Here is a 13,159-nt window from a genome sequence, read left to right on the forward strand (position 1 = left end):
TGTTTATTCATCTCCCAATTGTTTTTGATAGATGGAATAGTATTCGCCCTGTTTTGCGACTAACTCTTGATGGGTTCCCTGTTCAACCACGATTCCTTTGTCCAGGACCAGTATTAAATCAGCTTCTCTGACTGATGAAATACGGTGAGCAATGATAAAGGTTGTTTTTTCTCGTGTTATTTTTCCCAATTCATTTTGAATTTTCGATTCTGTTTCCATATCAACAGCAGAAGTAGTATCATCTAAAATTAAAATTGAAGGATCTTTCGCAAGTGCTCTGGCTAACGAAATCCGCTGTTTTTGTCCCCCAGACAGGCCAACACCCCGTTCACCAACAATCGTGTCGTATCCTTGAGGCATACCTTCAATAAAGGCATTAGCATCTGCAATTTCTGCCACTTGTCGAATATAACCTTGATCCACGTAGGGATTGCCAAAAGCAATATTATCTTCGATGGTATTAGAAAAGAGGAAAACATCTTGCATCACCGTGGCGATATGTTCACGCAAATTGCGGATTGGCCACTTACGTGCATCGATGCCATCAATTAGCACTTGCCCCGCAGTCGGGTCATAAAAACGTGAAATTAAATTAACGAGAGTCGTTTTGCCTGAACCCGTTTCCCCCAGGATACCAATGGTTTGTCCCGGCTCCGCTTGAAAGCTGACATCAGATAAAATCAAGCTGTCAGGATCATCTGAAAAATGAAAACTGACCTCTTTGAATTCAACATATCCTTTCATCACCTGTTCTTCTTCCCCGCGTTTAACCACAATGCTCGAACGTGTGCTTAACATCTCCCGAATTTTAATACAGGAAGCGGAAAATCGTTGGGTGTCATTAATCAACCAACCGCTCATGCGCATTGGCATATTGAGCATCCATAGGAAGCCATTAAAGGCTACTAGTTCACCAATGGTCATCCGTCCTTGGATGACAAATAATCCCCCAAGTACTAAAGCAATTAATCCTAATCCACCTGCAAAACCGTCTAACCAAGGTAAATAGGTCATTGAAACAACCGCTGACTCCATGTTTCGCTTCTTGTAATCTTCATTTCGATCATTGAATTTTTCGATTTCAAAGGGTTCACGAGAGAATGCCTTGACCACTCGATTTCCACTAATGTTTTCTTCCACCATGGAATTCAAGCGAGAAAAACTTTCGCGAATTTCAAAAAATACGGGATGAGCTTCTTTTGACATTCGCTGAGTCAGGATAAAAATCATTGGTGTCACTGCTACTAGCCACAACATCAGTTGCCAGTTGATCATGCCCATAACCACAACAGCAGATACAAACCAAAAGACACACTCGACAATATTGTATATAACCCAACAAACAAAATGACGAATCGCTTCGGTGTCACCAGTCATCCGAGCCATAATATCACCCACACGTGTGTGATTAAAGAAATCAAAATCCAATTCAGTCAATTTGGAAAATAAATTCTCACGTATCCCAAAAATCACGTTTTGACCAATTCGTTCAAAAGTAATTTGATAGAGATAGCGCAAAATGGTCCGCAGTACTGTCACACCAATCATGATTAGTAATATTGGTACCAGCTTGTTATGCAAACCTTTTGTTAAAACATCATCAACAATCATGCCACTTAATAATGGATTAATGATAATTAATAATGAACTGGCAATTAATAGAATAATACCCCAGATAACTTTATTAAAATCTTGTTTCATATACTTCCAAATCCATTGAAAATTATTCATTTTAGGAACCTCCTTAATTAAAATACATTAAATCAGTAAAGATTGCCTGTGAACTTTGTGGCACTTACAATCACGCAGCCAATCCCTCTGTTTACTTGTATTAGAGTAAGCCATTACAAATTAGAATAGAATGTAGTATTTTGTTTATAATGATGGAGAATATTAATTTTCAATGTCATTTTTTCCATGATGTTTTTTTGAACCAGCGGCAACGCTAAACAAACATTAAGAAAAGCCTTTAAATAGCCTTTTCTCCGCTGTTTTAACGTATACCATCTATCATTCCTTTTTTTTGGGCAATTAGCTGATTTATTTCGGCAATTTCTTTTTATCAAAAATGGAATCAACAAATCATTAGGTGATCCTTCAAATGGTTGCGGCCTTTTACAGCTAAATAAACTCTGTCTAAAAGTGTGTTTTGACTATGGGAAATTCTAAAAAAAATCAATCGTACTTTTTTTACCCCCTTACTTTTTAGCCGCTCGTCGTTTGTCATTTTCATCTCCTTAGGCTCTAATACGGTAAAAAGAAGCCAAATATTACCATAAGACTGATACAATCCCAAATCACTACTAAACTAATGAAATATTCCTTTATAACAAGTACTTTTTAAATGAAAAATGTTGTACAATAAATAAGAAGAAAACCATAAAGTTTGTAAGGAGTTAGCCTATGCTACAGATAGATAGTAAGACCTTTAATCCGGAGATATTATATGTCTTTGATTGTTGGGGGAAAGAACCAGAAATTGGTAAAAAGCATGCTCATGGCTTCGCAGAAATCTCAGTTGTCCTTGAGGGCGAAGCCCGTTATACCATAGAAGACCAGACATTTACAGCTCAAGCGGGGACAGTTATGTTATTTAATCCTGGGGTGTATCACCAAGACACACAACTCGAAAATACCCAAAGTCACCAACTCCACATTGGGATTAAAAATATTGTACTTGAGGGCTATAAACGAGACTACTTCCCTTTTACCTCTTCACTTATTCACTTAGGAGACCGCCATCCCGAATTTATTAATCGTTGTTGGCGTCTAATTGAAGAAAAATGTAAGCGAGACATTGGCTATGACTTGATGATTAAAACCCTAGTCATGGAAATTATTGTTTTAATTTTAAGAAGTGAAAGCAGTAAACATATCGAAACCTCCTCTTTAAATGTTAAGGAGACTGATAAGGAGAAACAAGCAATAGTAAACAATATTATTTACTATTTGGAAAATCACCATAGTGAAGAAATCAGTCTGGACACCCTTTCAGATACCATGTACATCAGCTCAACTTATATTTCTAAAGTATTCAAAGAAGAAACGGGAGATTCACCTATTAACTATCTTATTAAACTTCGACTTAACCGTGCCAAACAGCTTTTAGAGACACAAAATATTACGGTTAAAGAAGCCGCAGAAACGGTTGGTTATCAAGATGCTTATCACTTTAGTAAGCTGTTTAAAAAACATTACGGTAAGTCACCATCTGAGTTGATTAGGAAAGCATCAAAATAGGTAAAAGCTGAGCCTTTGGTTTAGCTTTTTTCACTTCAGAAACTTTTTCTTCAGTAATTACCCTTCTAAAAAAACAATTATCTTAAAGACAATGACTCAGCCTTAAGTCTACTACCTTTTGTGCTTACCTTATGTTATACTTTATTATCAAGTAACATACTATTCAACATGATTATTCAAACCAATTTTGAATCTGTTTAATTGAAATGAGGGATAGTTATTCTCATTCCTGTAGCCATATTATTTTTATGGTATTTTGGCCTGCCTTCTAGCTGTTATATCAGCCATCATAAAACAATCGTCCTCACAATCCGACGACTTTTTTAGACAGGCCAAGTGACATGTTATTTTCCGGAAATTATGGTGACTGGGATATTGAAAATAATCCTTACCTCTTTACAAAAACAACTAAAAAAAGTGTAAAAACAAAGATTGTTAGTGTTTTTTTTGCAGTTGCTCCGTTTAGAGGACACTTATTTATTCTACTAGCTACTTCGACAGATAAAGTGAGGAAATCTCTGAGTGATTGAGAAAGTCATGAGCTGTCTAAGACTGACTCTGGCGCGCACAACTCTCTAAAAGGACCTGCACAAGCAATTAAACCAAACATATTCTCAGTTACTCGATAGGATGTTAACGACGAAACTGAAGAACGATATTAAGGAAGTGACTTATGTTACGCATTACCATGTTTTCAACAGCTGACAAAATTAAAGGACAAGGTGTGGGCAGCGCATATGGTGAACTACTTTCTCTCTTAGATAGTTATTTCCCAAACGAATTTAGCGTCAAAACAAATGATTATTCTCCCTCAGATATTTCCCATTACCATACGATTAATTTGCTATTCTTTTTCTCTACGTTCTTCAAAAAAAGTCGAGGCGTGAAAGTTGGTTATGTCCATTTTTTACCTGAAACATTAAAAGGTAGTATTCGGCTTTTTTTACCCTTTCAAAAGATTTTCAATGCATATGTAATTCGGTTTTATCGTCGAATGGATCAACTAATTGTTGTGAACCCTAGCTTCATCGAAAAATTGACAGAGTTAGGTTGCGACCAAGACCGTATCACTTATATTCCGAATGTGGTCTCAGATGAGTTATTTTTCGAGAAAACAGATGTCACAAAAGCTGCCCTAAAACAGCAATTAGGATTTGAGAATGAAGGTTTTACTGTATTAGGTGTTGGTCAGGTTCAAGAACGTAAAGGAATTGATGATTTTGTTCGCTTAGCAGAAAAAAATCCTGAGATTCAATTCGTCTGGGTAGGCGGTTTTTCTTTTGGTAAATTAACAGATGGCTACGAGAAATATAAAAACCTGATGACAAGCGGACCTAAAAACTTAACCTTCACTGATATCATCCCCCGCTCTCAATTGGTTGATTATTACAATATGGCAGACTTGTTTTTGCTTCCTTCCTATAGTGAATTATTTCCAATGAGCATCTTAGAAGCATTTAATTGCGCAACTCCCGTTTTATTAAGAGATTTGGAGTTGTACGAAGCTGTTATTGACGGCTACTTTCTAAAAGGTAAAGGCCTTAATGAGATGGATCAAGTCATCAAAGAAGTCAGCCAACATCCTGAAATACTAGAAAACTATCAAGAAAAATCAAGACAAGCTGCCGCCGTCTATTCCGAAGAGGCCGTCAGTAAATTATGGTATCGATATTATTCCGACCTCGTTACCGTCGAAAAGCGCCAAACCCAAGTATAATCTTGTGTTTGACGCTTTTTTCTATAAATCACGTAAATACCACACATCCATAGCGTGTTCTGAGCCAGGCAAAGGTTGATCCAGCTTATGAAACTGATACTTCTGATAAAGGATGTTTGCAACCTCTAATTTGCTAGTAGTTTCTAAATAAATGTGTTGATAATGATCTTTAGCTGCTAATAAAATCTGATCCATTAACAATTTAGATAATCCTTTTCCTTGAGCTTGTTCCGCCACATATAACTTCTGTAATTCGCAGATGTTTCCATCACCCTTAAATGGTCCATAACCCCCACAAGCCAGAATGTTGCCGTCTTCCTCAACTACCCAATAAGCTGCCGATTCAGCCGCATAATAAGACGTTAAATCAGCTAATTGCGGATCAAAATAAGCCGTTCCTGGGATGTCCAAACCAAAACTTTCCAATGATGTTTGAATCAAGGTTTTGACCGCGCAGTTATCTTTACTTTCAATTGTTCTTAATTTCATTTCTTTCCCCCTGACCTCATTTAATATTAAATACTATACCATTATTAACAAGCAATCAACAGCAATTTAATTAATAAAAAATCAAGTCGGGACATAAAGTCGTTTTGTTTTCTCGTTGGTCAACTCGTCACAGATAAACACATGCTCCGAGTACTACGTATGCTTCAATACCTTAATTCTCTACGATGACCCTTATTTCTTAGCGAATAAATTCGTAAGAAATAAGGGCAGTAATTAAAAATAGGCACATCGAAGAGAGCAGACTTTTGGAGCACGTCTATCTCACAATATTCGTAAATGTATCGGAGGTCCTGAACTATTGTCCTGGCATCGTCATCTAATATTTTTTAAGAAAGACTTTTTCGTTCAAAATAAATCCCCTGTTTTCCCATACTTTCATACAGTTGTTCAAATTTTTGACGCTCGACAGTCACTCGCTTGCCATAGGCATCATTTAAGTATATCGCTTCTTTGTCATACCCAGTTAAAATCGCGGCGTGGTGCTTAAAAGTCACTTCTACAGTCCCTTGTGCTGTTTGCCACGTTTGAAAATCTGATGCCAATGGAATTTGATAATCAATTGTAACAACCACCCAGACTGGATTTCCTGCTCTTACTTGTGCCAATAAGGTGTCCAATTCATGACCTGTGGCGTCAATCACCTGATAACGTGGTGCCACGTTTTCTCGGGCTAATTGTGCAATAGGTCCATGATTGACCCCTGTCCCTAGATTTTTTCCTGTGGCATCTCCAACAAAACCGATGTTTGGATTCCCCATTAAACCAAATTCATCGGTATACGGTACTTTTTCAATGGCATCTTGCAATCGGTTTTTATCGCCATCAAAACCATAATAAGCCAACAGCATGCCTAAAGCCGTCACTTCACATCCCCATTTTAAAGCTGGCTCTGACAATTGATTATAAAGTGGCACGTCTAGTTGATAATTGGCTATTTCTTCAATCTGCTCTATCTCTGAGTTAACCCCACGAAGTAAATCAGTCCTCGGGAACGTTGGCTGTTGATCCTTCGTGGCTGCATCTGCGGTCTCTGTTTTAGCACCCCGGTTGTATGCTAAAAAGAAGTACCAAATAGACACTGCAAGGATGACGATGATGCTACCAATAATCAAGTAGCGTTTACATGGTTGATAAAAAGTCTGCTTCACGAATGTCCTCCTCTTCCCTCGTTCCTTCTGAACTTACTTCGCTACTCTATATAGATGCCCATGTCTCTTTTAATTCCTCTAACATGCCTCGCACTAACTGAATAGTCCCACCGTTTTTTTCAAGGTTCCCTTCAACTAAACGGCCAAACATAAAATCATACATATCGTTAAGCTGTTGCGGGATGTCTCCTTCAACTTCCGAGTTAATCGATTGTTTTAATTCTAGAATAATGTCCTCTGCTTTCATGATGTGGGTATTAACACCATTAAAGTCATTTTTTTCTAGTAAAAGCTCAGCAATCTTTAAATTTTTAATCGCGCCTTCATACAATAATTCAATCAGTCGCTTAGGTGACGCCGTTAAAATTTGATTATTTTTATAAATATCGTTACCATTTCTAATTGCCATCTGCCAACCCTCCAAAAGTTGAGATCTTGTCTCGATTAAAAGTCCTTGTCTACAAATACCGATTCGGTATGCTGAAGTAGATAACCGCCAATCATCTTATTCGTTTTAGTCGTTTGATTAAGCTCCTTTAGCACCACTTCTCGTTCATCCTTAATAGCTCGTTGGATTCTCTTTGTATGCTGAAATAGAGCTTCCAGCCTAGCCAGTTCAATCTGAGGAATTAGCTCTAATTGCTGATAACGATGCATAAGGTGCTGATTGTTCTGAATGATGACTATTCCATTTTCAATTGTTTGATCCCATGTTAACACATTTTCTAACATCTTTTGGACTAAACTTTCGACTTGTCCGGTCTCATTCATCTCATCACCTCTTCTTTCTTATCGGGCACTAAACGAATCCATCTGACTTTGTAAATAAGCCATTTGAGATTCAGCTTGCATCATCACTTGGTCCAAACGACTAAAGGTTTTCACATAATAATCCCGCTTCTTATCAATTCGTTCAGTAAATAGTTCAATTCGCGAATCGAGATCTTTTAAATTTTGAGACAATGTTTCAGTTCGTGTAGTAAAGACACTTTTTTGACCTTTTTCATCACTTAAATACGTGTTAATTAGGTCTTTTAATTTTTTGGTGTAACCAATTTCTACTTTTTCAGTCGACTGAACGTTGTTACCGTCTTTATCAATACTTTCAACTTCCTGTGGTACTTTGTTAAAAAAAAAGTTTTTTATGGCTTCAGGGTCTTTTTTTAGTGCTTCCCTAAATTTAGTTTCATCAAACTTAACAGTTGACGTCTTATCCTTACTATCAATACCAATTTCCGAAGGCTTTATAATAGCAGTTGTACCATTTTCACCTGGCGCCCCCGTCATTAGCATCCTTAAACTAGACTGAAGGCGAATCAATGAGCTATCTCCAGCTAAGGTACCTGTCTTATTATCTTTTTTACTTGGGTCACCGACGGCTAATTTCTCTGCTACAAAATCCATCACGGCATTGTATTGATCAACTAATTCCTTAACAGCTCCAACTAATTTATCATCATCATTTTTCATTCCAATGGTTACTAGTTCTTTAGTCTCGGCCTTTAAAGTAATCGTGACATTTTCAACAACGTCACTGATGGTATTAGTAGAACGCGTAACTTTCATGCCATCTATAGTAAATTCAGCATTTTGCCCTTTTGTGTATGTTCCTTCAGAAGCCGAAAACCCTAAGTCATCTGCCAAATCCCCACCGATGAGAATATTTTTTTCACCAGTTTCAACGCTAGCTACCACTAAACGATTATTAACAATGGAAGCCTTCACACCCGACTCTTTTGTCGTGGCATTGATTTTATTCGTAATTTCTTTGAGGCTGTCCCCATCACTAATGTCAATCCTTGAGACTTTCCCTTCATGGTTAGTTAACTCGAGCTTACCAGTCTTATCTAACTTTTCGTAAATGGTTTTTCCTGCTAAACCCGGAATTTCACCAGACACTCCCTTGGAAGCAGTTGCTAGTTTCTCTACGGTCAATTGGTAATCTTGAATATCCGCCCCATCTGTTGCTGTCATGGTGACCTTGTCACTATTAGAACTGGTAATGACCCTCGTATTGAAGGTGGCATTTTTTTGTAAGTTTTCTATTTTCGTAAAGAGCGTATTCAAACGTAATTTAACGTCTTTCCACGCGTTTTGCTGGTCGGTAATTTGCGTTTTACGATTGGTTAATTTTAATAAAGGAACGGATTCCGCTTCAATTAATTTATCAATATCTTGAGAGGTAATGCCTGAATAGGTTCCTAAAGTTGAACTAATTCCTGTTGAACTTGTGACTCCTGCCATCTCATCACCCCTTTTTATCTACTAGTATGCCAGCCATTTCCCAAAGGTTAGCAATGGCGTCTAAAAATTTTTGTGGTGGAATTTCTCTGACCACTTCTTCCGTGTCAATATCAACTAACTTGACCACTGTTCGTCCAGTTGCTTCATGGACAGAATATGAAAATTTGGTATTTTTACCAACTAAAAAACGATTAGCATCATCAATCGCTTTACTAATCTGCCTTTTGCTGTAATTTGAAAGTGTTCCAGCTTCGTATTCTTCTCCGTTGGCATCCGTCAATTTAGTGACACGGTTAACAACTAAACCAGTCAACTGATCTCGCTCCGTGTCTGTTGCATTTTTAATTGGTTTAACGTGACTTGTTTGATTGATTGGTCCAACATCCAACACAAACACCCCTATCTTCTAAAGAAAAGCCGACAAATTTCTCAGTCGGCTTTCATCAAATATTATTGTAATAGAGATAAAACACTTTGTGGCATAGAGTTAGCTTGAGCTAACATTGAAGTCGCTGCTTGAGCTAAGATGTTATTTTTAGTAAATGACATCATTTCTTCAGCCATGTCAACGTCTCTAATACGTGAATTAGCTTCTGTTAGATTTTCTTGAGTTGTGTTTAAATTGTTGATTGTGTGAGTCAGGCGGTTTTGAATTGCACCTAAGTCAGAACGAGTGCTTGAAACAGATGCTTTTGCATCGTCTAACAAGTCAATCGCTGCATCAGCGTCTTTAGCGTCAGCTAAGCTTAATTTGTTTAAACCTAATGATTCAGCATCCATTTTACCAATGCTTACGCTGATTTTTTGACCTGAGTTTGCCCCAACGTGGAAGTCTAAGCTCTTAGTTTTGTCACCAGCTGTTTTCGTTACATCTGATGTTGTTGCAGCGACAACACCAGCAGCTTTATCTGCAAATAGTGCTTCAGCTTCGGCAGATAATTTAACATTCCCGATTACTTTATCGTCAGCATCTTTAATTTCATATGTCCCATCAGTCCCTTTTGTTAAGGTATCAGCACCAAGTTTAACTGTACCATCAGCACCTGCAGCTTTTTCAATCACAAGAGCACTCTTGCCATCAGCTAAACCTTTAGTATCTGTAATAGTTACAGATTGGATTGTTGCTTTATCAGCTGTAACGATTGTTGTAGCCACTTTATCTGCAGCATCAAATGAGCCATCTAATAATGTTTTTTTGTTAAAGTTAGTTGTTGTAGAAATACGGTCAACTTCATCTTTCAGTGCCATAAATTCTTTGTTGATTTCTTTACGGTCATCATTACCTAATGTACCACTTGCTCCTTGTGTTGCTAAGTCGCGCATGCGGTTTAAGATTTCATGAGTTTCGTTTAGAGCACCTTCAGCTGTTTGGATTAAAGAGACGCCATCTTGAGCGTTACGTGTTGCTTGTTTCAATCCACTGATCTGTCCTTTCATTTTTTCTGAAATTGCTAATCCTGCTGCGTCATCTCCGGCACGGTTGATACGTAAACCTGAAGATAATTTTGCTAATGAATTGCTTTTTGAAGCATTTGCTGACGTTAAACGTGAATATGTGTTTAAAGCAGATACGTTAGTATTAATTCTCATTGTCTTTCCTCCTGAAATAATGTCTTTTTATTTTTCGAGGTCACCCTCTGCTATATATATCGGTTCTTCTCAAACTAGTTTAATCGCAAATATGTGTTTTTTTATAATTTTTATTTTTATGCCTCTAATTGGTTTTGTCCTTTTTATATGCTAAAATTAAATCACAAATAAAAGCAAGGATGTTATTTAAATGCATAATAAACAAAAAGAAATTAAAAATAAGTGGTATCAGCGGAAGTATGTTAAAGTTATTGCAATGACTTTCGTGGTGATTTTGCTGTATCAATTTTTAACGTCTAAAAAGAAAGAAGTTGAAAATAAACTGCCAATTGGCGGACCAAATGTTGAAATTAAGCAGCCCTATTTGACTAATAAAACTCCTGTCCCAACAACTAATTCCTCCCTAACAGCTGATTCTACTATTGAGGAGGTCTCTTTTACCGATTCTAATGTCGTCAAAGCCTACCGCAATACGAGCTGGAAAGTCATACCAACCAGCCAGGCAGAGCCACATGTGATGACCTTTAATGAAGGCTCAAAAGATCGACTGGAGGTACGGCAAGCCATTAGTCAAGCCACCGAAATCTCCGAGCAAGAGTTAGAAGAATGGTGGATTGGCGCCAATGGTGATGATCAAGTTGTAGCGACTGTCTCTCATATCGATTCTACTAACCCCTATCGCGTCACCTTGCAATGGCGAACAAATAAAGGTTGGCAAACAACCTTGCTTGAAGAGTTAAAAACTTTGCCCACCCATTTTCAGTAAGTAAAAAAAGGCCAAGCACTCAAAGTGTTTGACCTTTTTTGTTAGTTATCCGTATTATTTTCATCAAGCATCGGGTTTTTGACTTCTTTTTCTTCTGCCAAACGTTCCATCATCACTTCATAGGTATGGTTCCCCTCTTCGAGAGACCGTTTGACCCTTGAAATAATAGCTGTGCTGGCTTGTGTCTCAGCTTCAATTTTCTGGTATGTTTTATGTGCCAATAGAGATTCAGCCACACGAAAGCGTTGTAATATCGTTTTCATCTCTTTTAATGTCATTAAATCATCGAAATAAGCATAACATTCATCCAGATTATCTAATTCTAAGATGGTTCGAAAAAAGTCATCTGAGTGTTCATCTCTGATTTGCTCAATTCTCATCGTCTTCACTTCCTCTTTTGTCTGATAAGTTTAACCATTCATGACACTTGCTTAGTTATCGATTATAAACATCCGTTATAGATAATAAACATCTCTAATTGATTTTTAGAATAACATGAATAGACAAAAAAATCTACACTTTTCAAGAAAATTTTCAAACTTTTCTCATTCTATCATAAATCTCTAATTTCGTATATGCTAAACGGTAATTCGCAGCCACTCCCAAACCTATCGTCATGAGGGGTAACATATAACAAAAAATAGCAAATGGCCAATAAGTACTCGTTGAAATGCCTAATGTTCCTGTGATAAAGACTCCACTGACACTCCATGGTATTAACGGATTAAGGCTAGCACCAGCATCTGACAGGGTTCGGGAGAGGTATGTTCTAGGAACACCTAACCGATCAAAAGATTTTTGATAAGCTTTTCCTGGTAAAATAATCGATAAGTATTGTTCACCAATCATTATATTAACGCCAATGCAACTAAGAGCGGTCAGTAACACCAATTTACCTGGCCGATTCATCCAACTTTGGATGGTTTCCAACAATATCTCAATTATTTGCAAACGTACCAGCAATCCGCCAAAGGCTAAAGCTAGAATAATCAAGGAAACTGACCACATCATGCTTTGAATACCTCCACGAGTCAATAGGTCATCTACTTGCTGGTTGCCAGTTGTCGCCACGTATCCCTCCTGTAACCAAGTGCCTATTTGACTAATTCCTGTCCTTGGATAATAAAGAAAACGAATGCTCAATGACAGTATAATATTTGCTAACAATGTGGGGATAGCTGGGATTTTTTTCCAAGCACAGATAAATAACAAAAGAATTGGTAAAAGTGCCACAGGTGTCACTGCAAAATTATTGATTAAACATGCAACAATATTCGTCATTTCATGAGTACCACCAACTACTGTCTTTCCTCTTCCCAAAATAAAGAAAAATAAGATAGAGATCAGCGCTGTCGGAAAAACGGTTTTTACCATTTGCTTGATATGCTTAAATAAGTCAACACCCGCAATAGCTGCTGCAAGGTTGGCAGTGTCAGATAACGGAGAAAGCGAGTTGCCAAAAAAAGCACCAGAAATAATGGCACCAGCTATCCAAGCGGACTCAAATCCCAGCAGTTGACCCATGCCGTAAAAGGCAATGCCAACCGTTGAAATCGTGGTAAACGAGCTGCCAACAGCAGCGCCAACAAGTCCGCAAATCAAAAATATTAACGGTAAAAAATACGTAGGTGAAAGAAATGAAAAGCCGTAAACCATCAATGTAGGAATGGTTCCTGAGGCTATCCAAGTGCTAATGAGAGCACCGATTAAAAGAAAAATGAGGATTGGAATAAGGCCTGGAGTGATACCTGAAATAAATGAATGATGCATATCGTCCCATGACATACCTTTAAAAACTGCAAAAGCTATTAACATGATTAACGCAATGAGCAAAGCCACATGAACTGCTAAATGATATCTAATAATACTTGTTCCTATAATGGTTAACAAAATAATCAATATAGATAATGCTTGTTTGACTGATACATTTCGTTCCATAATAAT

General features: G+C 37.5%; 13 protein-coding genes. 3 read left to right on the plus strand and 10 right to left on the minus strand.

What is annotated here, in order from left to right; genetic code table 11:
• Positions 1–3: 3 nt before the first annotated feature.
• A complete protein-coding gene (locus RWN13_RS05175) occupies positions 4–1,731 on the minus strand; it encodes an ABC transporter ATP-binding protein (RefSeq protein ID WP_314061162.1) in 1,728 nt (575 codons plus the stop codon).
• Positions 1,732–2,403: 672 nt separating this feature from the next.
• Here RWN13_RS05175 and RWN13_RS05180 point away from each other — a divergent pair.
• The gene (locus tag RWN13_RS05180) at positions 2,404–3,240 is read left to right on the plus strand and encodes an AraC family transcriptional regulator (RefSeq protein ID WP_314061163.1); all 837 of its coding nucleotides are present in this window, start codon (positions 2,404–2,406) and stop codon (positions 3,238–3,240) included.
• 673 nt (positions 3,241–3,913) lie between these two features.
• On the plus strand, positions 3,914–4,957 hold the full coding sequence (locus tag RWN13_RS05185; protein WP_314061165.1) for a glycosyltransferase family 4 protein: 1,044 nt from the start codon (positions 3,914–3,916) through the stop codon (positions 4,955–4,957).
• Positions 4,958–4,978: 21 nt separating this feature from the next.
• Here the strand turns inward: RWN13_RS05185 and RWN13_RS05190 are convergent, their stop codons facing one another.
• The 7 genes from RWN13_RS05190 to RWN13_RS05220 all read right to left on the minus strand — a co-directional run bounded on the left by RWN13_RS05190 (position 4,979) and on the right by RWN13_RS05220 (position 10,449).
• Positions 4,979–5,446, minus strand: a complete 468-nt coding sequence (locus RWN13_RS05190; RefSeq protein WP_314061167.1) for a GNAT family N-acetyltransferase — start codon at positions 5,444–5,446, stop codon at positions 4,979–4,981.
• A 347-nt stretch (positions 5,447–5,793) separates the two neighbouring features.
• A complete protein-coding gene (locus RWN13_RS05195) occupies positions 5,794–6,615 on the minus strand; it encodes a C39 family peptidase (protein WP_314061168.1) in 822 nt (273 codons plus the stop codon).
• Between the two features lie 46 nt (positions 6,616–6,661).
• Positions 6,662–7,024, minus strand: a complete 363-nt coding sequence (gene fliS / locus RWN13_RS05200; protein ID WP_314061171.1) for a flagellar export chaperone FliS — start codon at positions 7,022–7,024, stop codon at positions 6,662–6,664.
• 35 nt (positions 7,025–7,059) lie between these two features.
• The gene (locus RWN13_RS05205; protein WP_314061173.1) at positions 7,060–7,386 is read right to left on the minus strand and encodes a hypothetical protein; all 327 of its coding nucleotides are present in this window, start codon (positions 7,384–7,386) and stop codon (positions 7,060–7,062) included.
• 18 nt (positions 7,387–7,404) lie between these two features.
• Positions 7,405–8,859, minus strand: a complete 1,455-nt coding sequence (fliD, locus tag RWN13_RS05210) for a flagellar filament capping protein FliD (RefSeq protein WP_314061176.1) — start codon at positions 8,857–8,859, stop codon at positions 7,405–7,407.
• Positions 8,860–8,863: 4 nt separating this feature from the next.
• Positions 8,864–9,247 carry a flagellar protein FlaG gene (locus RWN13_RS05215; protein ID WP_314061177.1) on the minus strand — a complete coding sequence of 128 codons (384 nt, stop codon included), beginning with the start codon at positions 9,245–9,247 and terminating at the stop codon, positions 8,864–8,866.
• A 62-nt stretch (positions 9,248–9,309) separates the two neighbouring features.
• Positions 9,310–10,449: a flagellin gene (locus RWN13_RS05220; RefSeq protein ID WP_314061178.1), complete on the minus strand. Its 1,140-nt coding sequence runs from the start codon at positions 10,447–10,449 to the stop codon at positions 9,310–9,312.
• Between the two features lie 190 nt (positions 10,450–10,639).
• Between RWN13_RS05220 and RWN13_RS05225 the strand changes: the two genes are divergently transcribed.
• The gene (locus tag RWN13_RS05225; RefSeq protein WP_314061180.1) at positions 10,640–11,215 is read left to right on the plus strand and encodes a YrrS family protein; all 576 of its coding nucleotides are present in this window, start codon (positions 10,640–10,642) and stop codon (positions 11,213–11,215) included.
• A gap of 41 nt (positions 11,216–11,256) precedes the next feature.
• On the opposite strand, the gene RWN13_RS05230 is transcribed toward RWN13_RS05225, so the two are convergent.
• Together RWN13_RS05230 and RWN13_RS05235 are read right to left on the minus strand one after the other, a co-directional pair.
• Positions 11,257–11,595 carry a YerC/YecD family TrpR-related protein gene (locus tag RWN13_RS05230; RefSeq protein WP_314061183.1) on the minus strand — a complete coding sequence of 113 codons (339 nt, stop codon included), beginning with the start codon at positions 11,593–11,595 and terminating at the stop codon, positions 11,257–11,259.
• Positions 11,596–11,749: 154 nt separating this feature from the next.
• Positions 11,750–13,153 carry a Na+/H+ antiporter NhaC family protein gene (locus RWN13_RS05235; protein WP_314061186.1) on the minus strand — a complete coding sequence of 468 codons (1,404 nt, stop codon included), beginning with the start codon at positions 13,151–13,153 and terminating at the stop codon, positions 11,750–11,752.
• Positions 13,154–13,159: the final 6 nt, after the last annotated feature.

Origin of the sequence: uncultured Vagococcus sp. (assembly GCF_963518325.1) — a bacterium.
Lineage (GTDB): Bacteria > Bacillota > Bacilli > Lactobacillales > Vagococcaceae > Vagococcus_D.

Coding starts and splice junctions, on each gene's coding strand:
- RWN13_RS05175 (WP_314061162.1), bottom strand. CDS start 1,731: ATGAATAATTTTCAATGGATTTGGAAGTATATGAAACAAGATTTTAAT.
- RWN13_RS05180 (WP_314061163.1), top strand. CDS start 2,404: ATGCTACAGATAGATAGTAAGACCTTTAATCCGGAGATATTATATGTC.
- RWN13_RS05185 (WP_314061165.1), top strand. CDS start 3,914: ATGTTACGCATTACCATGTTTTCAACAGCTGACAAAATTAAAGGACAA.
- RWN13_RS05190 (WP_314061167.1), bottom strand. CDS start 5,446: ATGAAATTAAGAACAATTGAAAGTAAAGATAACTGCGCGGTCAAAACC.
- fliS (WP_314061171.1), bottom strand. CDS start 7,024: ATGGCAATTAGAAATGGTAACGATATTTATAAAAATAATCAAATTTTA.
- RWN13_RS05205 (WP_314061173.1), bottom strand. CDS start 7,386: ATGAATGAGACCGGACAAGTCGAAAGTTTAGTCCAAAAGATGTTAGAA.
- fliD (WP_314061176.1), bottom strand. CDS start 8,859: ATGGCAGGAGTCACAAGTTCAACAGGAATTAGTTCAACTTTAGGAACC.
- RWN13_RS05220 (WP_314061178.1), bottom strand. CDS start 10,449: ATGAGAATTAATACTAACGTATCTGCTTTAAACACATATTCACGTTTA.
- RWN13_RS05225 (WP_314061180.1), top strand. CDS start 10,640: ATGCATAATAAACAAAAAGAAATTAAAAATAAGTGGTATCAGCGGAAG.
- RWN13_RS05230 (WP_314061183.1), bottom strand. CDS start 11,595: ATGAGAATTGAGCAAATCAGAGATGAACACTCAGATGACTTTTTTCGA.
- RWN13_RS05235 (WP_314061186.1), bottom strand. CDS start 13,153: ATGGAACGAAATGTATCAGTCAAACAAGCATTATCTATATTGATTATT.